Raw genomic sequence first — 23,351 nt, 5'->3', positions numbered from 1 at the left:
GCGTTATCCAATAGCAACGCCGCCGCCGATGGTGCGGTTGAGCACCTGCGTGGTCTTCTCGATCCGCTCTGCCGCAGCATTCAGGGCCGCGGCAACCGCCGTCTGCGTCGCCCGCGCGCGATCCGCGGCGACCACGCGCACATCGCGCAATGCGGCGAGTTCTTCCTGCAGGGCACGGATCTGCTGATTGGCATCGACCAGTTCGTCGGCAATGGTCAGCGCCGCCATCACCGTCAACCGCGCATCCCCGATCTCACCGAATTTGCCACGCAGGTTTTCGACGCGGGATTCAAGACTTTCCGCCAGCCGCAGCAGGCGGGTTTCCTGCCCCTCCTCACAGGCCATGCGGTATTGCCGGCCATTGATGGTGACGTTGACGTGGCTCATCTCGCTTTACTCATGCGCGTTGTCAGTCGCCAGCACCGCGCGAATGGTGCCGATGGCGGTATCGAGCTTGTCGGCGATGTCGCGGTTGGCGCGCTCCAGCCGGCGCGATTTCACCAGCGTGCCATCGAGCTCATCCGCCAGCCGGGACCGGTCGGCGCCGAGCGCCTGAATACGGGTGGCCAGCTCATCCTCGTCGCGATCCGCCTCACGGCGGCGCTCGACCGCACTTTCCAGAGCATCCAGCGCCGCCATCAACCGCCGCGTGGCAGCGTCGATCTCGGCCGCACCACCATTGGCGGGATCGGAGGCTGTGAGATGGGCGGGGCGTTCGATCATACTGGGTTACGCGGGACCTTGGGTGTGATGCGACCGGAGCTCAAAAACCACGGCTCCGCAAGCCTTTAGGCCCTGAAACTTAGGTTGCAAGCGAGCCGGACGCAACAAAGCTTAAAAGCTATGCACCGCAAAGCCGACAAAAACCGCCGGTAGATATCCACAGACCAGAACTGTCCGGGAGACCTTGGACTCCCAGGAACCCAGATGCTATCCACCAGTTTCTCCTAAGCGATCCCAACATCTCGCTGCAGACCGCCCCTCTCGCGGACGCAAAATATTCCATTCCCTTCAAGTTAGACGGAAACCGACATGGCGCAGGTTGATCACTCGAAAATGGCCAACGCGATTCGTGCCCTCGCCATGGACGGCGTGGAAAAGGCCAAATCCGGTCACCCTGGGCTGCCGATGGGCGCCGCCGACGTCGCCACCGTGCTGTTTACGCAGTTCCTCAAATTTGATGCAGCCGATCCGAAGTGGCCGGATCGCGATCGCTTCATCCTCTCGGCCGGCCACGGCTCGATGCTGCTCTATGCCCTGCTCTATCTGACGGGCAACAAGGAGATGACCCTCGATCAGCTGAAGAACTTCCGCCAGCTGCATTCGAAGACCCCCGGCCATCCCGAGAATTTCCATACCTCAGGCGTCGAGACCACGACCGGCCCGCTCGGCCAGGGCATCGCCACCTCCGTTGGCTTCGCGCTCGCCGAGCGCATGCTGGCCGCCGAATACGGCGACATCGTCGATCACTACACTTACGTGCTGTGCTCCGATGGCGACCTGATGGAAGGTGTCAGCCACGAAGCGCTGGCCATGGCCGGTCATCTCAAGCTGTCGAAGCTGATCTTCCTCTATGACGACAACGGCATTTCGATCGACGGTCCGCTGACGCTCGCCGATAGTGTCGACCAGGTTGCGCGCTTCAAGGCCCATGGCTGGAATTCCGAGCATGTCGATGGCCACGATCAGAGTGCCATCGCTGCAGCCATCAAGCGTGCCCAAGCCTCCGACCGTCCATCGATGATCGCCTGCAAGACCACTATCGGCTTCGGCGCACCAACCCGCGCCGGTACCTCGAAGGCCCACGGCGAACCGCTCGGCGCGGAAGAACTCGCAGGCGCCAAGAAGGCCCTGGACTGGAACTACGGCCCGTTCGAAGTGCCCGATGATATCCTGCAGGCTTGGCGCAATGTCGGCAAGCAGGGCGCATCGGCGCACGCGGACTGGCAGAAACGTTTCGATGCCCTTCCGGACGACAAGCGCAGCGAATTCACCCGCCGCAACGATCACGTTCGGCCGGCCGCTATGGCGGACGCGATCCTCACGCTGAAGAAGAAGCTGATCGCCGAGCCGCAGACCGTCGCGACCCGTAAGGCGAGCGAACTCGCGCTCGAAGCGCTGGTCCAGGTCGTGCCGGAAATGGTGATCGGCTCCGCGGATCTCACGCCGTCGAACAACACCCGCACCAAGCACGCCGTTGAGGTGAAGCCCGGCGAATTCAAGGGCCGCTACATTCACTACGGCATCCGCGAAATGGGTATGGCCGCAGCCATGAACGGCATCGCGCTGCATGGCGGCTTCATCCCGGCCGGCGCGACCTTCATGTGCTTCACCGACTATGCCCGGCCGTCGATGCGCATCTCGGCGCTGGCGCAGATTCCGGTCATCTACATCATGACCCACGACTCGATCGGCCTCGGCGAAGACGGCCCGACCCATCAGCCGGTAGAGCATCTGGCGGCGATGCGCGCGATGCCGAACATGCGCGTGTTCCGCCCCGCGGACACCGTCGAGACCGCCGAATGCTGGCAGCTCGCCATGGAGAAGACCAACGGCCCAACCATGCTGGCCCTGTCGCGCCAGAACCTGACGCCGGTGCGCACCACCCATCACGACGACAATCTCTGCGCCGCTGGCGGCTATGAGCTGATCGCGGCCAAGGGCAAAGCCGCGGTGTCGATCTTCGCCTCGGGTTCGGAAGTCGAGATCGCAGTCGCTGCGCAGAAGCAACTGGCCGACAAGGGCATCGCGACGCGGGTCGTATCCGTCCCCTCGCTCGAACTACTGCTGGAGCAGCCTGAAGAGCGCCAGAAGGCCATCATCGGCGACGCGCCGATCAAGATCGCCGTCGAAGCCGCGGTCCGGTTCGGCTGGGATGCCGTGATCGGACACGATGGCACCTTCATCGGCATGAAGGGTTTCGGCTCGAGCGCGCCGGCCAAGGAGCTTTATAAGCTGTTCGGCATCACGGCCGAGGCCGTGGTCGAGGCTGCAACCAGCAAGCACAACGCGGCTTAACTCTATCGGAACGCTGGTAAATTTGACACATTGCACCAGCGTTCCATTCAGGGCATGAAACGCCCGTCACACGTCACTATATGAAGGCCCTCACGCGAGGTTTGAGCCTAATAAAAGGGAGAAGTTGAATGGCAGTCCGGGTTTCGATCAACGGTTTTGGCCGCATCGGCCGCAACGTCCTGCGGGCGATCTACGAGTCCAAGCGCACCGACATCGAAGTCGTCGCCATCAACGATCTGGGTCCGGTTGAAACCAACGCCCACCTGTTGCGCTTCGACAGCGTGCATGGCCGCTTCCCCGGCGACGTCACCGTCGATGGCGACAGCATCCAGCTCGGCAACGGCAACAAGATCAAGGTCACTGCGGTGCGCGATCCGAACACGCTGCCGTGGAAGGATCTCGGCATCGATATCGCGCTCGAATGCACCGGCATCTTCAGCGCCAAGGCGAAGGCGACGTCGCATCTGACCGCAGGCGCCAAGCGCGTGCTGGTTTCGGCTCCGTCCGATGGTGCTGATGCCACGATCGTCTACGGCGTCAACCACAAGACCCTGACCAAGGAGCATCTGGTCGTTTCCAACGGTTCGTGCACCACGAACTGCCTGGCGCCTGTCGCCAAGGTGCTGAACGAGACCGTCGGTATCGAAACCGGCTTCATGACCACGATCCACGCTTACACCGGCGACCAGCCGACGCTGGACACGCTGCATAGCGATCTCTATCGCGGCCGCGCCGCTGCGATGTCGATGATCCCGACCTCGACCGGCGCTGCGAAGGCCATCGGCCTCGTGATGCCCGAACTGGCCGGCAAGCTCGACGGCGTTTCGATCCGCGTGCCGACCCCGAACGTCTCCGTGGTCGATCTCAAGATCATCGCCAAGAGGAGCACCACCAAGGAAGAGATCAACGAAGCCATCAAGAAGGCTGCTGCCGGCGAGCTGAAGGGCGTGCTTGGCACCACCAGCCATCCGAACGTGTCGATCGACTTCAATCACGATCCGCATTCGTCGACCTTCGCCTTCGACCAGACCAAGGTGCAGAACGGCACGCTGGTGCGGGTACTCTCCTGGTACGACAACGAGTGGGGCTTCTCCAACCGCATGGCCGACACCGCCGTCGCGATGGGCAAGCTGCTCTAAGACACGACTGTTATCCCGGGCGCAGCTAAAGACGCCGCGTCCGGGAGCCAACGACTATAGCGGTCCCCGCTTCGCGGCGCGCCGCTGTGCGCTGACCTGCGTTTGGGGACACAACATCATGACCAATTCTTTCCGCACCCTCGACGACGTCGATGTGAAGGGCAAACGCGTTCTCGTGCGCGTCGATCTCAACGTGCCCATGGATGGTGGCAAGGTTACCGACGCAACGCGTCTCGAACGTATCGCGACGACCATCACCGAAATTTCCAACAAGGGCGGCAAGGTCATCCTGCTCGCGCATTTTGGCCGCCCCAAGGGCCGCGACGACAAGAACTCACTAAAGCCCGTTGCTGCGGCACTTGCCGATGTGATCAAGAAGCCGGTCGCCTTTGCCGATGACAGCGTCGGCGACGTCGCCGCCAAGGCCGTTGGCGCCATGAAGGACGGCGACATTCTCTGCCTTGAGAACACGCGCTTCCATTCCGCTGAGGAGAAGAACGATCCGGCTTTCGTCGCCGAACTCGCCAAGCTTGGCGATATCTGGGTCAACGATGCATTCTCGGCTGCACATCGCGCCCACGCCTCCACCGAAGGCCTCGGCCACAAGTTACCCGCCTATGCCGGCCGCACCATGCAGGCCGAGTTGGACGCCCTCGGCAAGGCGCTGGACGCGCCGACCAAGCCGGTGATCGCCATCGTCGGCGGCGCCAAGGTCTCGTCGAAGATCGATCTCCTCGAAAATCTCGTCACCAAGGTCGATGCGCTTGTCATCGGCGGCGGCATGGCCAACACCTTCCTGCATGCGCAGGGCGTCAAGGTCGGCAAGTCGCTGTGCGAAAAGGATCTGGCGGCCACTGCGCTGCGGATCATCGACAAGGCCGAAGCTTCCGGTTGCGCCATCATCCTGCCGGTGGACGCCATCGTCGCATTCCACTTCGCCGCCAACACACCGTCTCACGCCTACGGCCTCGATGCGATCCCAGATGAGGGCATGATCCTCGACGTCGGTCCGCAGTCGATCGAACGCATCAACGCAGCGATCGACGATGCCGCCACGCTAGTCTGGAATGGCCCGGTCGGAGCGTTTGAAATGACTCCGTTCGACCGCGGCACGGTTGCCGGCGCCAAACACGCAGCGGCGCGCACCAAGGCTAAGAAACTGATTTCAGTAGCCGGCGGCGGCGACACGGTGGCTGCGCTCAATCACGCCGGCGTCGCCGATGACTTCTCCTACATCTCGACGGCTGGCGGCGCTTTCCTCGAATGGATGGAAGGCAAGCCGCTGCCGGGTGTGGAAGTGTTGAAGAAGTAGCAGCGACACATTTTTGCTCGCAGGAATTGTAGGCACCGCAATGTTTATGGTATGTTCTTTCCATGAGCGAGAATGTGCAAACAGCAATGTTCGAGATCCTGAAGAAAATTCAGGGCGATATCACTTTGGTTAGGACCGACATCGGTCACTTTAAGCTGGAGACCGAAACTCACTTTGAACGCATTGAGACCTTGGTTCGCAAGCAACGCCGCGGTGGCGCTGCGATACTGGTCATGATGCGTTCGGCGGCCGGTGATTTTGAGGAGCGGCTCGCAGCCGTCGAGCAACAAATTGCGTTGCTCGACGCGCGGGAGCACTAACGTTTCAGGAATTCCATTAGCTGGAACGCTGGGCCATCGTGGCGATTAACGTCGGCTGTATGCGCGACTGATGGCGTCTTGGATTCGCCGTCTCCTCGCGCTAAGAGCCATATATCCCTCGGCGCGGCGTTTGCGCCTGTCCCAATTTACAAGGAGCTTCCTGCATGGCCCGTATTACGTTGCGTCAACTGCTCGATCACGCGGCAGAACACGATTACGGAGTGCCGGCCTTCAATATCAACAATATGGAACAGGCGCTGGCGATCATGGACGCGGCCAACTCCGTCGATGCGCCGGTGATCATCCAGGCCTCCCGCGGCGCCCGCTCCTACGCCAATGACATCATGCTCAAGCACATGATGGACGCGGTCACCGAAATCTATCCGCACATTCCCGTCTGCGTGCATCTCGATCACGGCAACGAAGCTGCAACCTGCATGACCGCAATCCAGGCCGGTTTCACCTCGGTGATGATGGATGGTTCGCTGAAGGCAGACGGCAAGACGGCGGCGGACTGGGACTACAATGTCGGCGTGACCAAGACTGTGACCGACATGGCGCATCTCGGCGGCATCTCGGTGGAAGGCGAGCTCGGCGTGCTCGGCTCGCTGGAGAGCGGCATGGGCGAAGCCGAAGACGGCCACGGCGCCGAGGGCCAGCTCAGCCATGACCAGTTGCTGACCAATCCCGACGAGGCCGTGAAGTTCGTCAAGGAAACCCAGGTCGACGCGCTGGCGATCGCCATGGGCACCTCGCACGGCGCCTACAAGTTCACCCGCAAGCCGGACGGCGATATCCTCGCCATGAACGTGATCGAGGAAATCCACCGCAAGCTGCCGAACACCCATCTAGTGATGCACGGCTCGTCCTCGGTCCCGCAGGACCTGCAGGACATCATCAACAAGTTCGGCGGCCAGATGAAGCCGACCTGGGGCGTGCCGGTGGCCGAGATCCAGCGCGGCATCAAGCACGGCGTGCGCAAGATCAACATCGACACCGACAACCGCATGGCCATGACCGGCCAGATTCGTAAGGTGCTGAGTGAGAACCCCAGCGAATTCGATCCGCGCAAATATCTGAAGCCGGCGATGGAAGCGATGGTGAAGCTCTGCAAGCAGCGCCTGCAGGAATTCAATACCGCCGGCCAGGCCAGCAAGATCAAAAAGGTGCTAGCCACGGCCGAAATGGCCAAGCGTTACGCATCGGGCGAGCTGAACGCGAAGATCGCCTGAGCCCAAACGGCCAATTGACTGCCATTCAGCCTGCCATACAGCCTATGGCAGGCTGAATTTTTGCCGGAATCGGATGCGGACGAGCCCATTGGCCGGCCAGATGCTCGGATTTTGCCCGAGAACGGTCTAGATTGACCTGCAGGACTAGCCCGCTCAGGACATGCCCATGAATCTCGCCGAACTCAACAAAATCGCCCGCGCCATGACCGCGCCGGGCAAGGGCTTGCTTGCCGCAGATGAATCGTCAGGCACGATCAAGAAGCGCTTCGATGCGATCAGCGTCGAGTCGACCGAGGACAGCCGCCGCGACTATCGTGAAATGCTGTTTCGCTCGCGCGAGGCGATGAGCAGCTACATTTCCGGCGTGATCCTCTACGACGAGACCATCTGGCAAAACGCCAAGGATGGCACGCCGCTGGTGCGGCTGATCGAGGAAGCCGGCGCCATTCCCGGCATCAAGGTCGATGAGGGCACGCAGGCACTGCCGAACTGTCCCGGTGAGCTGGTCACAGCAGGCCTCGACAAGCTCGCCGAGCGTCTTGCCAAATATTACGCACGCGGCGCGCGCTTCGCGAAGTGGCGCGCGGTGATCGATATCGGTGCCGGCATTCCCTCGATGACCGCAATCTCCGTCAACGCGCATGCGCTCGCCCGCTATGCCGCGCTATGCCAGGCCGCACAGATCGTCCCGATCGTCGAGCCCGAAGTGCTGATGGATGGCGATCACGACATCGACCGCTGCGTCGAGGTGACGCAGCGCGTACTCAACAAGACGTTCCAGGAATTGCGGGTCCAACGCGTCGCGCTGGAAGGCATGATCCTGAAGCCGAACATGGCCGTCTCGGGCAAGAAGTCGAAGACGCAGGCTGGTGTGGCTGAAGTGGCCGAGAAGACCGTGCGCATGCTGAAGAACTGCGTGCCCGCATCCGTGCCCGGCATCGCATTCCTCTCCGGCGGCCAATCCGACGAAGATGCAACTGCGCATCTCGACGCCATGAACAGAATCGGTGGCCTGCCCTGGCCACTGACATTCTCCTATGGCCGCGCGCTTCAGGCAGCGCCGCAAAAGGCATGGTCCGGCAAAGCCAACAATGTGCCCGCCGGTCAGCAGGCCTTCACCCATCGTGCACACATGAATTCACTCGCCAGCAAGGGCGAGTGGACGACTGATCAAGAACAGAAGGCGCTATAATCTTGGCTTCCAAACCCGTCCCGCCACCACCGATGCCGCGCCTCTATCTCGCGACGCCCGTCGTCGAGGATCCGTCAGTGCTGGCGGCGAACCTGCCTGCGCTTCTTGAGAGAGCAGATATCGCTGCAGTGCTGGTGCGACTGGCGACGACCGACCAGCGCACCATGATCACGCGCATCAAGGCGCTGGCGCCTGTCATCCAGACCAGCGGCGCCGCGATGCTGGTCGAAGGCAATGTCGAGCTCGTCGCACGCGGCGGCGCCGATGGCGCGCATCTGCCCGGTCTTGCTCCCTTGCAGGATGCACTGCCCTCGCTGAAGCCCGATCGCATTGCAGGCTGCGGCGGACTATCGACACGCCATAATGCGATGGCTGCAGGCGAAGCCGGTGCCGACTACGTGTTGTTCGGCGAACCCGACACCAAGGGCCAGCGCCCATCGACCGAAGCGATCACTGAACGCCTGCAGTGGTGGGCCGAATTGTTCGAACCGCCTTGCGTGGGCTTCGCCGCTACGCTCGATGAGGCCAGGGAATTCGCAGCTGCCGGCGCTGACTTCGTGCTGGTCGGTGACATCATCTGGAACGACGCGCGCGGTGCTGCTGCAGCCTTGATGGACGCAGAGAAGGCAATCCAGCAGGGATACGCGACGCTCGTCTCGGGGCAGTCCAAGGTCGAACAGGAATAACGCCGGAATGAAAATTCTGCGTTCCCTCACTGTACTTGCCGGCTGCCTGACCTGGGCAGCCAGCGCGACCGCGCAGATTTCGCTGACACCGCCGGGGGTGCAGACGCCGCCACCGGCTGCAAGCAAGGCAGCGCCAAAAAAGGCGCCGGCACCAGCGAAAGCGCCGACAGCAGCGAAGAAAGCTCCTGCGCCGCCTGCTGAAAAGCCCGCGCAGCCTGCAGAAGCTGCACCAACCGACCCCAATGCCGACCTGGTCTATGGCGCCTATCAGCGCGGCCAGTACAAGACCGCCTTCGACCTCGCGAACAAGCGCGCACAGGAGAACAACGACCCGAAGGCGATGACCATGCTTGGTGAACTCTATGCCAATGCACTGGGCGTCAAACGCGACTATGCGAAAGCTGCAGAATGGTATCAGCGCGCGTCGGAACGCGGCGACCGCGAGGCCATGTTCGCGCTGGCGATGCTGCGACTGTCGGATCGCGGCAATGTCGGCAAACGCGATGAGGCCGTGAAACTGCTGGCATCCTCCGCCAAGCTCGGTAATCCGAAGGCCGCCTACAATCTGGCGCTGCTCTATCTCGACGGGCAGACGCTGCCGCAGGACGTCAAGCGCTCGGCCGAATTGCTCCGCGTCGCCGCCGATGCCGGTAACCCCGAAGCGCAATACGCGCTGGCGACGTTCTACAAGGAAGGCACCGGGGTCGAGAAAAGCATCGACAAGGCGGTTCGTCTGCTCCAGGCGGCGTCGCTAGCCGACAATGTCGACGCCGAGGTCGAATATGCCATTGCGCTCTATAACGGCACGGGAACCCCCAAGAACGAGGCTGCGGCCCTCGCCCTGCTTCGTAAGGCCTCCAAACAGAACAGCCCGATCGCCCAGAACCGCCTCGCCCGGGTGCTGGCGCTCCGCACCAATACAGACGACCGGCTGGAAGGTCTGAAATGGCACATCGTCGCCAAAACCGCCGGAAAGGGCGACCTGATGCTCGACGAGCTTCTGGCCCAGGCCACCCCCGAGGAAAAAACCAAGGCCCAGGAAGCCGCCAAGAAGTGGCTGGGCACGACCCAGAAATGACCCCTGAAGCGATCTTGCCTTGACGGGATGCCGCCCGCAGGGCACCCATCGCCCCAGCAACCCCCAATTAGACCTGCCGTCAGGTCGTCGTGAGACGAACGCATGATCAATTCAGCCCTTATGAACGTGATGGTGAAAGCCGCGCGCCGCGCCGGCCGCAGCCTGAAGCGCGACCTCGGCGAGATCGAGAACCTGCAAGTCTCGATGAAGGGACCCGCCAATTTCGTCAGCCTCGCCGACAAGCGGGCCGAGGAGATGCTCTATACGGACCTCAACAAGGCCCGCCCGGGCTATGGCTTCCTCGGCGAAGAAGGCGGCAACCGCGAGGGTACTGACAAGAGTCATACCTGGATTGTCGATCCGCTCGATGGCACCACCAACTTCCTGCACGGCATCCCGCAATTCGCAGTCTCGATCGGTCTGGCGCGCGAAGGTCAGGTGATTGCCGGCCTGATCTACAATCCAGCCAATGACGAGCTCTATATGGCCGAGAAGGGCTCGGGCGCGTTCCTCAACGACACCCGCCTGCGCGTCGCCGGCCGCAAGCAGCTCAACGAATGCGTCATCGCCTGCGGCCTGCCGCATATCGGCCGCGGCGACTTCGAATTGTCACGCAACGAAATGGCCGCGTTGCAGCCGAAGGTCGCCGGCCTGCGCCGCTTCGGCGCGGCCTCGCTCGATCTGGCCTTCGTCGCAGCCGGTCGCCTCGATGGCTATTGGGAGCGCAACTTGCAGCCTTGGGATATCGCTGCCGGCCTGATCCTGATCAAGGAAGCCGGCGGTACTGTTGGCGATATCAATGGCGGTGATGTGCTGACGACCGGCAACGTCGTTGCCGGCAACGAGTTCGTCCACGGCGCTCTGACGAAGATCCTGCGGCCGCTGACGAAGTAACCCCAGACTGTCATTCCGGGTTCGCGGCCGGCTCTTGCCGGACGCGAACCCGGAATCTCGACATCGGAGTCGCAGAGCTTGAAACCATCTTGGGATTCCGGGTTCACACTCCGGACGGCTACGCCGCCCTACGTGCGCCCCGGAATGACGAGTGCGGGCTGACCATCACGTGTGCGACACGGATGGCGATGCGGTCGGCTCGTCCTGCTTTGCGTCTTCCGTCTTCGGCGCCTTGTCCGGCGAGAACAGCCGCTGCACCGACACAAAGAACACCGGCACCATCAGCAGCGCCAGGATCACCACCGCGATCATGCCGCCGGTCACCGACGTACCAAGCGCCTGCTGGCTGGCACCGCCGGCGCCCGATGCAACGACCATCGGCAACACACCGCAGATAAAGGCGAGACCGGTCATCACAATCGGCCGGAAGCGCAGGAAGCAGGCTTCCATCGTGGCATCCACCAGCGACTTGCCCTGCGCGCGCAGGTCCTTGGCGAATTCGATAATCAGAATCGCATTCTTGGCCGCGAGACCGATGATCGTAATCAGACCGACCGTGAAGTACACGTCGTTCGGCAGGCCGCGCAAATTCGCTGCCAGCACAGCGCCGACGATGCCGAGCGGCACCGTCATCAGCACGGCCACCGGGATCGTCCAGCTCTCATAAAGCGCTGCGAGCACCAGGAACACCACCAGCGCCGACAGCGCGAGCAGGAACGGCGCCTGCGAGCCCGATAGCTTCTCCTGCAGCGACTGACCGGTCCACTCGAAGCCGAAACCGCGCGGCAACAAGCCAGCCAGACGCTCCATCTCCTTGATGGCGTCGCCAGAGGTGAAACCGGGCCGTGCTTCGCCCGAGATTCGCACCGCCGGATAGAAGTTGAAGCCGGCGATCTGGGTCGGACCCTTCGCCCATTCCACAGTGGCAAAGGACGAGAACGGCACCAGCTGCCCGCGGCTGTTCTTGACATTGTAGTTCAGGATGTCGGCGGCGTTCATCCGATTGGCGGCTTCGGACTGGACCACGACGCGCTGCATACGGCCGCGGTTCGGGAAGTCGTTGATGTAGTTCGAGCCGAGATTGGTCGAAATCGTGCTGTTGATGTCCTCGAAGGTGACGCCGAAGGCGCCGGCCTTTTCGCGGTCGATCATCAGATTGACCAATGGTGCCGGCGGCAGGCCTTCGACGAACACCTTCTGCAACACCGGGCTGGCATTGGCGTCCGCAATCAACTTGTCGGACGCGGCATTGAGGGCAACAAAACCCTTCTGGCCACGATCCTGCAGGCGGAAGCTGAAGCCTGATGAGTTGCCGAGGTTATCGATCGGCGGCGGCTGCAAAGCAGAGATCTTGGCGTCGCGGATCGACGACAATTCCCGATTGATATCGTTGACAAGCGCCGCGGCGGAATCGCCGGGTGGGCGTTCAGCCCAGTCCTTCAGGGTGATAAAGGCCTGCGCGGTGTTCATGCCCTGCCCGAGGAAGCTGAAGCCGGTGAGGAACACGACGCTCTCGATGCCGGAACGCTTCTTCAGATATTCCTCGACCTTTTCGATGGCACTTTCAGTGCGGGCGAACGACGAGTCCGACGGCGTCTGCACGTCAGTGGTGATGAAGCCCTGATCGTCGATCGGCAGAAAGCCGCCGGGCATCCGCATGAAGCCCCAGGTCAGTCCCACCAGCAACGCGACATAGACGATCAGCAAACGTCCGGTGCGCTGGATCGACCAGCCCACTGTCCTTGAATAGCCACCGCGGGTGGCGTCGAGCTTGCGATTGAACCAGCCGAACACGCCCTTTTTGGCATGGCCGTGTCCTTCATTGATCGGCTTCAGGAAGGTTGCGCAAAGCGCCGGCGTCAGCGACAGCGCCAGCAGCGCGGAGAACGCGATCGAGGCAACCATGGTGACCGAGAACTGGCGATAGATGATGCCCACCGAGCCGGGGAAGAACGCCATCGGCACGAACACGCCGATCATCACCAGCGTGACACCGACGATGGCGCCGGAGATCTGGCCCATCGCCTTCTTGGTGGCTTCCTTCGGCGGAAGCCCTTCCTCGCTCATGATGCGCTCGACGTTCTCGACCACGACGATGGCATCGTCGACGAGGATGCCGACGGCCAGCACCATGCCGAACATGGTCAGCATGTTGATCGAATAGCCGGCCAACAACAGCATCGTGCAGGTGCCGAGCAGCGCGATGGGCACGACGATGGTCGGGATCAGCGTGTAGCGGAAATTCTGCAGGAAGATGAACATCACGATGAAGACGAGGACAACCGCCTCGATCAGCGTCATCACCACCTTCATGATCGATGCTTTGACCACCGGCGTGACATTGTACGGAATATCGTAAGCGATGTTGGCAGGGAAGAAGTTCGACAGCTCCTTCATCTTGGCTTCGATGGCGGAGGCCGTCGCCAGTGCGTTGCCCTTCGGGGACATCAGCACCGACAGGCCGGCCGTCGGCTGGCCGTTCAGGCGCGTGGTGAACTGGTAACTGAGGCCGCCGATCTCGATACGGGCGACATCGCGCAGCCGCACGGTCGAGCCGTCGGAATTGGCGCGTAGCACGATGGCGCCAAATTCTTCCGGCGTTGAGAGCTGGCCTTTGACGAGCACCAGCGATGACGTCTTGGTGGTCGCTGTCGACGGCTCGGCACCGACGCTGCCGGAGGCGACCTGGGCGTTCTGTGCGGTGATGGCCTTGTTCACGTCGTCGGAGGTCAGATTGTAGCCAACCAGTTTGGCGGGATCGACCCAGACGCGCAGCGAGCGCTCGGTGGAATACAGCGAGGCACGGCCGACACCGGGGATACGACGAATTTCGCCAAGGATGTTGCGGATCATGAAGTCGCCGAGGCCGACTTCATCCAGGCTGTTATCGGTGGAGCGCAGCGTGATGATATTCAGCACCGCGGCAGAGGCTTCCTCGACCAGGATGCCCTGCTGGATCACGGCACGCGGCAGACGCGCTTCCACACGCTTCAGGCGGTTCTGCACTTCGACCGACGCCTGGCTGGTATCGGTGCCGGGCTGGAAGTTCGCGATGATTTCGACGGCACCCAGCGAGTCGCTCGTCGATTCGAAGTTCAGGATACCCGCGGCGCCGTTGAGCTCCTCTTCAATCAGCCGCGTCACGCTGTTGTAGAGATTCTCCGGCGACGCGCCCGGATAGCTGGTCGAGATCGAAATCGATGGCGGCGCGATGATCGGATACTGCGCAATCGGCAGCTGCGGAATCGCGATGGCGCCGAAAAGACAAATGAAAAGCGCGACGACCCAGGCGAAAATCGGCCTGTCGATGAAAAAACTAGCCATGTCGATTTACTCAGGGACGCGCTTGAGTGGTTTTCTGCCCCTCGGGCGGAAGGCCCGCAGTGGCATTCGCATCGGTCCAGGGGGTCGCCTTGACCTTGTCGCCTGCAGCAAATTTCTGGAAGCCCTCGACCACGACGCGCTCGCCACCCTTCAGGCCCTCGGTCACGAACCACTGACCGTCCTGCACGGCACCCGTTCGTACCATCTGGACCGCAACATGACCGTCATCCTTGACGACGAAAACTTCGGCGCCGCCACCGCCATTGCGCTGGACAGCCTGCTGCGGAACCGCGATGGCATCGGTGTCGATACCCTGCTCGATCTGCACACGGACATACATGCCCGGTAACAGCTCTCGCTTCGGGTTCGGGAATTCACCGCGCAGCGTCACCTGACCTGTAAAAGTGTCTACCTTGGCTTCGGAAAACAACAGCTTGCCGGGCAGCGAGTAGAGCGTACCATCGTCAAGCATGAGCCGCACCTTGGCAGCGCCGGGTGCGATCCGCTCGAGATCGCCGGTCTCGAAGGAGCGCCGCAAGTTATTCAGTTCGGACACTGACTGCGTGAAATCGGCATAGATCGGATCGAGCTGCTGAATGGTGGCGAGATTCGTATTGTCGTTCTGCGCAAGCAGCGCACCTTCGGTCACGAGAGCGGCTCCGACAATGCCGTCGATCGGCGCGCGGATGGTTGCATAGTCCAGATTGAGGCGCGCACGCGCGACGTCGGCTTTCTTGGATGCAATCTCGGCTTCAGCCTGACGCTGCGCACCGACTGCCTTCTCGGCTTCCGCTTCGGAGACTGCTTTCTGCAGTGCAAGACCCGACACGCGCTTGGCCTGCATCGACGCGAGGTCATAGGCAGCTTCCGCCTTGTGAAGCGACGCCTTTGCGGACTGCAGTTCCACCTCGAACGGCTTCGGATCGATGCGATACAGCGTGTCACCCGCCTTCACCTCGGTGCCCTGATGAAACGCGCGCTCGATGATAATGCCCGACACACGCGAGCGCACATCGGCAACGCGCGTCGGCGCGATACGTCCGGGCAATTCGCGAACCAGCGCACGTCGCTGTTGCGTGACTGAAATAATGCTGACTTCAGGCTCGCTCACCTGCGGCGGCGCTGACGCCACCGCGTCCTTGGGTTCGTTGCATCCTGCGAGCACGGGCGCGAGTCCCGCCAGCAGAAGCGCGAAGCCTGCAGAGCGTGCGTTCAACATCGTCATTTACTTTGATATCCCAAGTTGCGAATTCGAACATGCATCAACGGATACGCTGGACCTCTGTGGTCTTCATGCGCGTAGCCGGATTTATCGAACTTCTTTGATAGCCTAGAATAAAAACCGCGGTGCTGCGGCGCAATGCATATCGAGGCGGCGCATTGCCACACGGCCTATCGTATTGAAGTCATGGGGCCTTTCGAGGCTCACGCGAACGTGAATCGGATGGAACCGGCACATGTTTAGTTAACGGAGGCCATCCGGTAGTGACTGACGCCCCATTCGCTTCCATCTGCATAGCCAAACAAGCCTGCCGTCGCGAGGAAGAACCAGCGCCAGCGTCGCATCCACAGCACAGTGTCACATCCATAGACCGGGCGCAGGATGCGTTCGATGTCGTCGCGGTGAGAATCGAAATTGTCGAGCCAGTCGTTTGCCGTGCGCGCGTAATGCATACCGCTCCACGCCCATTCCTTCTCGACCGCGAAAATATCTGCATATTGCCGGATGAGCTGATGGCTCGGCATTACGCCGCCGGTGAAGAAGTGCTGCGCGATCCAGTCCTCTTTGTCCGCACGGTCGAACAGATAGGTGCCGGAGCGATGCGTGAATATATGCATGAAGAAGCGGCCCTGAGGTGCCAGCCATAACCGTACGCGTGTCATCAGCTCACGCCAGTTCATCATATGCTCGAACATCTCCACCGAGACGATGCGGTCGAATGCCTGTTCCGGCTGAAAGTCATTCATGTCCTGTGTGATAACGCGTAGATTGGCGAGGCCGCGCGACGCCGCCTCACTCTCGATATAGGCGCGCTGTGAGGTGGAGTTCGACACCGCCGTGATCCGCGCGTTGGGAAACTGCAGCGCCATCCACAGCGACAGCGAGCCCCAGCCGCACCCCAGTTCGAGGATCGACTGTCCATCAACAAGCTCCGCATGCTCGGCGGTCTGCCTTAGTGCCTCTTCCTCCGCTTCCTGCAATGTCGATTCCGGTTCCTTATAGAAGCATGACGAGTATTTGCGATTGGGCCCGAGCACGAGCGCAAAGAATGCCGCAGGCACTTCATAATGCTGGGCATTGGCTGCATCGGTATGTTCGGCAACGGCGCGCGCGGCCATTTCGCGCGCGAAGGCCGCATCCGTCTGCGCGTCGCTCTCAGCAAGCTTCGTCGCGGTGCGCGCGCAGAGCCGCTGAATGCCTGTCTTGATAACTATGTCAGGCAGCGGTACGCGCTCCGCCGCGCCAATGACCCTGGACACAAAGCTCATGACGTCGCTCCCCCAGCGTTCGGAAGTTCTCGTGGCGGCAATGGAAAGAACACGCTGGTCCGCGCCTGATAGTCGCGATAGCGATCGCCGCGCGACTTTAGCATCTGGTCCTCCAGCGGCGGCACGCCGGTGACATGGCGCAAGATCCAGTACATGAAGATCGGCGCCAGCAGCGTCGCAAAGCCCCAAGGATAATTTGGAGGATAATCAAGCGAAAGCGCTATTACCGGGTAAGCGATCCAGCCTAACCATTCGAAGAAGTAATTCGGATGCCGCGACCAGCGCCACAACCCGATATCGCAGACCTTGCCCGTGTTGGCGAGATCGGTGCGGAAGGTCTTGAGCTGCTTGTCGGCCAGCGCCTCACCGGCAATGCCAGCAAACAAGATCATCACACCGAGATAGTCCTGCAATCGAAGAGCGTCGGACGGGAAACGTGACGCCACAAAAATAGCAAACACCAGCGGGATCGATCCGAAGCCCTGGTTTTGCAAGAAGACGAACATCTTCCGCGGCGAGCTCACGCCCCATTCCTTGGCGAAGGCGGCATAGCGCGGATCGTCCGATATGCCTGCGGTGCGCACCGCTATATGCGAGCCGAGTCGCACTGACCAGATCGCCACGAGCGCCGCCACCAGCCACTGCCTGGCGTTTGGCAATGCGCCAGCCACCGGCCACAGCGCGCTGCCGGCGCCAACGATGCCGAGCGAGAATGTCCAGATCGTGTCGACCCAGCCGGAGTTGCCGGTCCGCTGCTGCACCACCCAGGCAAGTGACATCAGAACCGAAAGCGATACCGCAATCAACACCAGCGCTTGCAAGTATAGAGACGTCATGCAGGGTCCCTTAAACGGCTCAACAAAAAGATCTTTTCCAAATACGCGGCAGATCGAGCCGGGTTTCAACTGGAAGTTCCCGGTGACATCGCTGATTCCGGCGGTATCCGATCTTTTTTTGTCGCGGGGCTGTGCCATATTGCGCGTCGAACCTTTCCTCGCATGCAGATGATCAGCACATGGCGCCTGGCTCCTCCTCCCGCTCCGCGATGGAAATCGAACTGACCAAGCTCTCATCGCCCCGGATCTTCCTGGTCCGAATGCTGGTGTTTCTGGTGCTCTGCGGTCTGATCATGACTGTGCTCTACAAGCAGATCGTTCTCGCTTTCTTTGCCAATCCCGGGCTCAACGCGCTGATCGGCGCGGTATTGGCGATCGGCATTATCCTGTCGTTCCGGCAGGTGATCCGGCTCTATCCGGAAGTCTCGTGGGTCAACAGCTTTCGGATTTCCGATCCTGGCCTAGCGCTGGACCGACGCCCGACCCTGCTGGCGCCGATGGCTGCGATCCTCGGCGGCGAGCGTACCGGCCGTATGACCATCTCGCAGCAGACCATGCGGCATCTGCTCGATTCGATAGCGACGCGCCTCGACGAATCCCGCGACATCTCGCGCTATATGACCGGCCTCCTCGTCTTTCTCGGGCTGCTCGGCACCTTCTGGGGCCTGATCGAAACGGTGGGGTCGGTCGGCAAGGTGATCGAGGGCCTCAAGGTCGGCGGTGATGCCGGTTCATTGTTCGACACGCTGAAGGAGGGCCTCGCCGCGCCGCTCGCCGGCATGGGCATCTCGTTTTCGTCATCGCTGTTCGGCCTCGCAGGATCGTTGATCCTCGGCTTCCTCGACCTGCAATCCAGCCAAGCGCAGAACCGGTTCTATACGGACCTGGAGGACTGGCTCGCTTCCACCGTGAAGGAATATTCCGGCGAGACGGCACCCATTGCAACCTCGGGAACCTCGCCAGAACTGCAGGATGCCATCGAGCGTCTGCGCCGCTCCATCGAGGACGGCAGCAACAACCGTGGCACCACGACCGCCATGGCCAATCTCGCCGATGCAATCCAGAGCCTCGTCGCGCATATGCGCACGGAGCAGGAGATGATCCGCGAATGGGCCGACGGTCAGGGCGAGCAGAGCCGCGAGATCAAGAAGCTGCTGGAACACATCGCTCGCCAACCTGAGAAGAACTGATCCATGGCATTGGCACGCAATCGCCGCGGCTCTTCCGAATTCAACTACTGGCCGGGCTTCGTCGATGCGCTGTCGACGCTGGTACTCGCGATCGTCTTCCTGCTGTCGATCTTCCTCGTCGTGCAATTCTATCTGTCCCAGGAAGTCACCGGCAAGGACAAGGCGCTGGAGCAACTCACCGCTAAGCTGGCTCAGCTGAACGATCTGCTGTCGCTGGAGAAGCTCGGCAAGCTCAATCTCGACGAGCAGCTATCTCAGATGCGCGCCGGGCTGTCCGCCGCGGAATCGGAGCGCGACCGGATCAAGGGACTGTATGACGGTCTCGCCGGTGCCGGTTCCGATGCCGCAGGCCGTAACACCGAGCTCAACAAGGCGCTGGATTCCGAGAAGCAGCTTTCGGCCCGCGCGCTGGCGCAGGTCGAGGTGCTGAACCAGCAGATCTCGGCGCTGCGCCGCCAGCTTGCGGCACTCGAAGAAGCACTGGAAGCGTCCGAAAAACGAGACAAGGAATCGCAGGGCCGCATCGTCGATCTTGGCCAGCGCCTCAACGTCGCGCTCGCGCAGCGCGTTCAGGAGCTGTCGCGCTATCGCTCCGAATTCTTCGGACGCCTGCGCGCCATTCTCGGCAACCGGCCGGACATTCGGGTGGTGGGCGACCGTTTCGTGTTTCAGTCAGAAGTGTTCTTCGACGCTGGTCAGGCATTATTGTTGCCGGAAGGCCGCGCCGAACTCGACAAGGTCGCCAGCGCGTTGATCGAACTCGACAAGCAGATCCCGTCGGAAATCGCCTGGGTGATGCGCGTTGACGGCCATACCGACTCGCGGCCGATCCTCAACAGCCCCCTGTTCAAGTCGAACTGGGAACTGTCGTCGGCGCGTGCGATTTCGGTGGTGCAATATCTGATCTCACTCGGCGTCCCCGCACAGCGCCTCGTCGCCGCCGGCTTCGCCGAAAACCAGCCGCTGGATACGGCGCAGACCGAGGAAGCCTACAAGCGCAACCGCCGCATCGAACTCAAGCTCACCGAGCGCTGAGGGCATGTCTGAGCCATTCAAGTTGCGTCCCTATCGCGAGAGCGATGAAGACTCATCTATCGCCCTGTGGCTGGAGACATGGCGACAGGCCTATCCCTCGATCAATTTCGACGCCCGCGTAGACTGGTGGCGCAACCGATGGCGCACCGAACTGGTACCCGTAGCGCAGATCGTGGTTGCGGAGCAGGACGGCGCACTGGTCGGCTTCGTCACCATCGACGGCACGGGTTATCTTGATCAGTTGGTGGTCAGCCCCGCTCAATGGGGATCCGATGTCAGCCGCGCGCTGGTCGACGAAACCAAACGACTATCACCCACCGGCGTGACGCTGAAGGTCAATGCCGACAATATCCGCGCAATCAAATTCTATATGCGTAACGGCTTTGTCAAAACCGGCGACGAGGTGAACACGTCAGGCCGTGCCGTCGACCTGATGGAATGGAAGCCGTAGCAAGCCTCCCATCGTCGACACTCACACCCCGAACTGCAGCCGCGCCAGCCGCGCATAGAGGCCGTTGGCGGCGACAAGCGAGGCGTGCGTGCCCTGCTCGACGATGCGGCCATGATCCATGACGAGAATGCGATCGCAGGACAGCACGGTGGCGAGGCGATGGGCAATCACCAGTGTGGTGCGGTGTTTCATCAGCTCTTCCAGTGCGGTCTGCACCAGCGTCTCGGATTCGGCGTCCAGCGCAGATGTCGCTTCATCGAGCAGCAGCAAAGGTGCGTCACGCAGGATGGCGCGTGCAATCGCAATGCGCTGACGCTGGCCGCCCGAGAGCGTGACGCCCCGTTCGCCGAGTTGCGCCTCGAATCCATCAGGCAGGCGGCGGATGAATTCGGTGGCATGCGCCAGCGATGCGGCGTGTTCGACTTCAGCGTCCGTCGCATCGGGACGACCGAAGCGGATGTTCTCGCGGGCGGTTGTTGCAAAAACGACGGAGTCTTGCGGCACCAATGCGATGCGCTTGCGCAGTTCGCGCGGATCGGCGTCGCGGATCGGCACGCCATCGACCGAAATGGCGCCGCCCTTGGGATCGTAAAAGCGCAGCAGCAGATGAAAGAGCGTGCTCTTGCCGGCGCCGGACGGGCCAACGATGGCGACCTTTTCGCCAGCCTTCACCGATAGCGACACGCCAGCGGCCGACAGGATGTCCGGCCGGGTCGGATAGGCAAAGGAGACATTATCGAACACGACGTCGCCGCGTGCGGGCTGCGGCAATGCCCGCGGCGATGCCGGGGCCACCACGGCGGATTTGACGTTCAGAATTTCGAACAGGCGCTCGGCCGCGCCCGACGCCGCCGAGATTTCGCCCCAGACTTCGCTGAGCTGGCCGAGGCTGGACGCGGCAAAGGCCGCATAGAGCACGAACTGGCCGAGCCGTCCCGGTGTCAGTGCGCCCGTCAACACATCATGCGAGCCGACCCAGAGAATGCCCACGACACTGGAGAACACGATAAAGATGATAACCGCGGTCAGCACAGCGCGCGCACGGGTCGAGCCACGTGCGGCGTCATAGGCCTGCTCGACCTCCTTGCCGAAGCGCGCATTCGCCAACTGCTCGTTGGTATAGGCCTGCACGGTACGGATCGAACCCACGAGTTCGCCGGCATAGGCCGAGGCTTCCGCCAGCGTATCCTGCGCGTTGCGCGACAGACGCCGCACCCAGCGCCCGAAGGCTACCAGCGGGATCACGATCAGCGGGATCGCCGCGAGCACGAAGCCGGAGAGCTTCGGGCTAGAAACGACCATCATGGCGGCGGCGCCGAGAAACAGCACGAGGTTGCGCAACGCGATGGATACGGACGCGCCGACCGCTGACTTGATCTGCGTAGTATCGGCCGTGAGCCGCGACACCAGTTCGCCGGAGCGCGACGTATCGAAGAACGACGGCGACAGCGCGGTGAGATGCTGGAACACATCGCGGCGCAGATCGGCGACGATGCGCTCGCCGATGGTCATGACGAGGTAGTAACGGGCGGCGCTGGCCAGCGCGAGCACAACCACCACAGCGATCATCACGCTGAAATAGTTGTTGATCATCGCGATGCCTTCGGGGCTGAAACCGAAGTCGATCATCCGCCGTGCCGCAATCGGCACGACGAGCGTGGTCACGGCCGCAACGGTCAGTGACACCAGCGCCAGAAGCGCGCGTCCGCGGTACCGCGCCACATAGGGCGCCAGCGCCAATAGCGGGCGCAATTTGGCGCGGCTGGGTTGCACCGGGGGATCCACGACGGCGTCCGCCAGCGACGGCTCCGTCAGCACGGGATCCGGCTCCGGAAGCGGCGGCTTGGCCGCGCGGGGGATCTCAAGCCGTTCGACTGCACTCATGATTTATAACCGTTCTTGTCGTTGCCCTGAGATAGGCCGACGCGAGCCGGGAGGCAAATGACCTAGGTCAATTCCCAACGGGGCAAATTGCCCGGGGGCAATGACCGGAAGGGCCGTGATCCGTCACGGGAGTCCTTGTCTCCCGCCTGTTCCTGCGATATAGAGCGCCCAAATCCGCCATCGCAATCACAGAGATTCAGGCGCCAGCGCGCCGAAGGAACCGTCATGAAAGCCGAAATTCACCCGGATTATCATAACATTACGGTCGTTATGACCGATGGTACCGAGTATCAGACCCGCTCGACCTGGGGCAAGGAAGGCGACAAGCTGAACCTGGATATCGATCCGCGTTCGCATCCGGCCTGGACCGGCGGCACCACCCAGCTGCTCGACCGCGGCGGCCGCGTGTCGCGCTTCCAGAAGAAGTTCTCGGGCTTCCTCAAGAAGGAAGATTGATCTTCACAAGGAAGATCGGCCTTTCAGGCTCATCCGATTGCCTTTCAAAACGCCTCTGCAGCCAGCAGGGGCGTTTTTCGTTGCTGGCCGACATTGCCACGGCGGTACCTTAAAACCGCCTCCGTTGCCCTCCCAATAAGGTGCGCCACATCACCTTGCGCGGGGGCGCAACGAGACCATGCCGACCAAGACCGGGCACCACCGCAAGAAGCCGCGCCAGGCGCGCTCCGTTGCGACCGTGGGAATCATTCTGGACGCCGCTGCCCTCGTGCTTGTGGATGAAGGATACGACCGGGCCACCACGAACCGGATTGCGGAGCGCGCCGGGGTCAGCATCGGATCGCTCTATCAGTATTTTCCAAACCGGGACGCGCTGTTCGGGGCCCTCCATGGCCGGACGGAAGCCCAAATGTCCGAAAATATCTGGCAGACCATTTCAGGATTCGAAGGGCTGGATCTGCGTGGGTTCGTCCGTTCCGGTCTGAACACCGCGATCGGCCAGCATGCCCGCGTGCTGCCGCTGCTGAAGGTCTTGATGGAAACCGCCTCCGGCCGCCCCCCTGTTCAATGGCCATTCGACCGCTTCCCGCAGCGGCAAGGGCTTTTGCGCGGCATGTTCGACAGCCATGCCGATGAATTACGCCCTGGCTTCAATCGCGAAGCCGGAAGTTTCTTCATTCCGAGAATGGTCGGCTCGGCGCTCGATGCGGCGATCGCATTCCGTCCAGACGCCTTCGCCAATGGGGAGCTGGAACAGGAGCTGGATACGATGCTGTCATACTATCTGATCGGCGAGCGCTAGAAACACGAGCTA

General features: G+C 61.9%; 21 protein-coding genes. 14 read left to right on the top strand and 7 right to left on the bottom strand.

Annotated elements, in window-relative coordinates:
• Positions 1 to 3: 3 nt before the first annotated feature.
• Together AB8A38_RS26895 and AB8A38_RS26890 are read right to left on the bottom strand one after the other, a co-directional pair.
• A complete protein-coding gene (locus tag AB8A38_RS26895) occupies positions 4 to 387 on the bottom strand; it encodes a cell division protein ZapA (protein WP_068735170.1) in 384 nt (127 codons plus the stop codon).
• A gap of 6 nt (positions 388 to 393) precedes the next feature.
• The gene (locus AB8A38_RS26890; protein ID WP_439087985.1) at positions 394 to 723 is read right to left on the bottom strand and encodes a DUF4164 domain-containing protein; all 330 of its coding nucleotides are present in this window, start codon (positions 721 to 723) and stop codon (positions 394 to 396) included.
• A 309-nt stretch (positions 724 to 1,032) separates the two neighbouring features.
• On the opposite strand from AB8A38_RS26890, the gene tkt reads away from it, so the two are divergent.
• The 9 genes from tkt to AB8A38_RS26845 all read left to right on the top strand — a co-directional run bounded on the left by tkt (position 1,033) and on the right by AB8A38_RS26845 (position 10,871).
• The gene (gene tkt / locus AB8A38_RS26885; protein WP_439087984.1) at positions 1,033 to 3,018 is read left to right on the top strand and encodes a transketolase; all 1,986 of its coding nucleotides are present in this window, start codon (positions 1,033 to 1,035) and stop codon (positions 3,016 to 3,018) included.
• A 128-nt stretch (positions 3,019 to 3,146) separates the two neighbouring features.
• The gene (gene gap / locus AB8A38_RS26880; RefSeq protein WP_092144873.1) at positions 3,147 to 4,157 is read left to right on the top strand and encodes a type I glyceraldehyde-3-phosphate dehydrogenase; all 1,011 of its coding nucleotides are present in this window, start codon (positions 3,147 to 3,149) and stop codon (positions 4,155 to 4,157) included.
• A gap of 118 nt (positions 4,158 to 4,275) precedes the next feature.
• Complete coding sequence (locus tag AB8A38_RS26875) at positions 4,276 to 5,469, top strand: phosphoglycerate kinase (protein ID WP_439087983.1); 1,194 nt, start codon at positions 4,276 to 4,278, stop codon at positions 5,467 to 5,469.
• A gap of 62 nt (positions 5,470 to 5,531) precedes the next feature.
• Positions 5,532 to 5,789 (top strand): hypothetical protein, encoded by a 258-nt coding sequence (locus tag AB8A38_RS26870; protein ID WP_439087982.1) that lies wholly within the window; start codon positions 5,532 to 5,534, stop codon positions 5,787 to 5,789.
• A 164-nt stretch (positions 5,790 to 5,953) separates the two neighbouring features.
• Entirely contained in the window at positions 5,954 to 7,021 is a 1,068-nt protein-coding gene (gene fba / locus AB8A38_RS26865) for a class II fructose-bisphosphate aldolase (protein WP_439087981.1), read from the top strand.
• A gap of 166 nt (positions 7,022 to 7,187) precedes the next feature.
• Positions 7,188 to 8,213, top strand: a complete 1,026-nt coding sequence (locus AB8A38_RS26860; protein WP_120291711.1) for a class I fructose-bisphosphate aldolase — start codon at positions 7,188 to 7,190, stop codon at positions 8,211 to 8,213.
• A gap of 2 nt (positions 8,214 to 8,215) precedes the next feature.
• Complete coding sequence (locus AB8A38_RS26855) at positions 8,216 to 8,899, top strand: thiamine phosphate synthase (RefSeq protein ID WP_439087980.1); 684 nt, start codon at positions 8,216 to 8,218, stop codon at positions 8,897 to 8,899.
• A gap of 7 nt (positions 8,900 to 8,906) precedes the next feature.
• The gene (locus AB8A38_RS26850; RefSeq protein ID WP_439087979.1) at positions 8,907 to 9,977 is read left to right on the top strand and encodes a tetratricopeptide repeat protein; all 1,071 of its coding nucleotides are present in this window, start codon (positions 8,907 to 8,909) and stop codon (positions 9,975 to 9,977) included.
• 102 nt (positions 9,978 to 10,079) lie between these two features.
• Positions 10,080 to 10,871 (top strand): inositol monophosphatase family protein, encoded by a 792-nt coding sequence (locus AB8A38_RS26845; protein ID WP_089265396.1) that lies wholly within the window; start codon positions 10,080 to 10,082, stop codon positions 10,869 to 10,871.
• Between the two features lie 165 nt (positions 10,872 to 11,036).
• On the opposite strand, the gene AB8A38_RS26840 is transcribed toward AB8A38_RS26845, so the two are convergent.
• From AB8A38_RS26840 to AB8A38_RS26825, 4 genes are all read right to left on the bottom strand, one after another.
• Positions 11,037 to 14,195: a multidrug efflux RND transporter permease subunit gene (locus AB8A38_RS26840; protein ID WP_439087978.1), complete on the bottom strand. Its 3,159-nt coding sequence runs from the start codon at positions 14,193 to 14,195 to the stop codon at positions 11,037 to 11,039.
• Positions 14,196 to 14,205: 10 nt separating this feature from the next.
• Positions 14,206 to 15,420: an efflux RND transporter periplasmic adaptor subunit gene (locus AB8A38_RS26835; RefSeq protein ID WP_439087977.1), complete on the bottom strand. Its 1,215-nt coding sequence runs from the start codon at positions 15,418 to 15,420 to the stop codon at positions 14,206 to 14,208.
• 236 nt (positions 15,421 to 15,656) lie between these two features.
• Complete coding sequence (locus tag AB8A38_RS26830) at positions 15,657 to 16,685, bottom strand: SAM-dependent methyltransferase (RefSeq protein ID WP_439087976.1); 1,029 nt, start codon at positions 16,683 to 16,685, stop codon at positions 15,657 to 15,659.
• A complete protein-coding gene (locus AB8A38_RS26825) occupies positions 16,682 to 17,521 on the bottom strand; it encodes a DUF1295 domain-containing protein (RefSeq protein WP_439087975.1) in 840 nt (279 codons plus the stop codon). Before AB8A38_RS26825 ends, AB8A38_RS26830 begins: the two co-directional genes overlap by 4 nt.
• A 179-nt stretch (positions 17,522 to 17,700) precedes the next feature.
• On the opposite strand from AB8A38_RS26825, the gene AB8A38_RS26820 reads away from it, so the two are divergent.
• The 3 genes from AB8A38_RS26820 to AB8A38_RS26810 are packed head-to-tail and all read left to right on the top strand — an operon-like array spanning position 17,701 to position 20,197.
• Complete coding sequence (locus AB8A38_RS26820; protein WP_439087974.1) at positions 17,701 to 18,711, top strand: flagellar motor protein MotA; 1,011 nt, start codon at positions 17,701 to 17,703, stop codon at positions 18,709 to 18,711.
• 3 nt (positions 18,712 to 18,714) lie between these two features.
• On the top strand, positions 18,715 to 19,746 hold the full coding sequence (locus AB8A38_RS26815; protein WP_439087973.1) for a peptidoglycan -binding protein: 1,032 nt from the start codon (positions 18,715 to 18,717) through the stop codon (positions 19,744 to 19,746).
• 4 nt (positions 19,747 to 19,750) lie between these two features.
• Positions 19,751 to 20,197 carry a GNAT family N-acetyltransferase gene (locus AB8A38_RS26810; protein WP_439087972.1) on the top strand — a complete coding sequence of 149 codons (447 nt, stop codon included), beginning with the start codon at positions 19,751 to 19,753 and terminating at the stop codon, positions 20,195 to 20,197.
• A 21-nt stretch (positions 20,198 to 20,218) separates the two neighbouring features.
• On the opposite strand, the gene AB8A38_RS26805 is transcribed toward AB8A38_RS26810, so the two are convergent.
• Positions 20,219 to 22,081, bottom strand: coding sequence for an ABC transporter ATP-binding protein/permease (locus AB8A38_RS26805; protein ID WP_439087971.1), 1,863 nt, complete (start codon positions 22,079 to 22,081; stop codon positions 20,219 to 20,221).
• A 225-nt stretch (positions 22,082 to 22,306) separates the two neighbouring features.
• On the opposite strand from AB8A38_RS26805, the gene rpmE reads away from it, so the two are divergent.
• Both rpmE and AB8A38_RS26795 read left to right on the top strand, forming a co-directional pair.
• On the top strand, positions 22,307 to 22,537 hold the full coding sequence (gene rpmE, locus AB8A38_RS26800; protein ID WP_089265403.1) for a 50S ribosomal protein L31: 231 nt from the start codon (positions 22,307 to 22,309) through the stop codon (positions 22,535 to 22,537).
• A 178-nt stretch (positions 22,538 to 22,715) separates the two neighbouring features.
• The gene (locus tag AB8A38_RS26795) at positions 22,716 to 23,339 is read left to right on the top strand and encodes a TetR/AcrR family transcriptional regulator (protein ID WP_439087970.1); all 624 of its coding nucleotides are present in this window, start codon (positions 22,716 to 22,718) and stop codon (positions 23,337 to 23,339) included.
• Positions 23,340 to 23,351: the final 12 nt, after the last annotated feature.

It is taken from the genome of Tardiphaga sp. 839_C3_N1_4 (assembly GCF_051811045.1).
Classification (GTDB): Bacteria; Pseudomonadota; Alphaproteobacteria; order Rhizobiales; family Xanthobacteraceae; genus Tardiphaga.
This window is presented reverse-complemented; position numbering and strand designations above follow the sequence as displayed.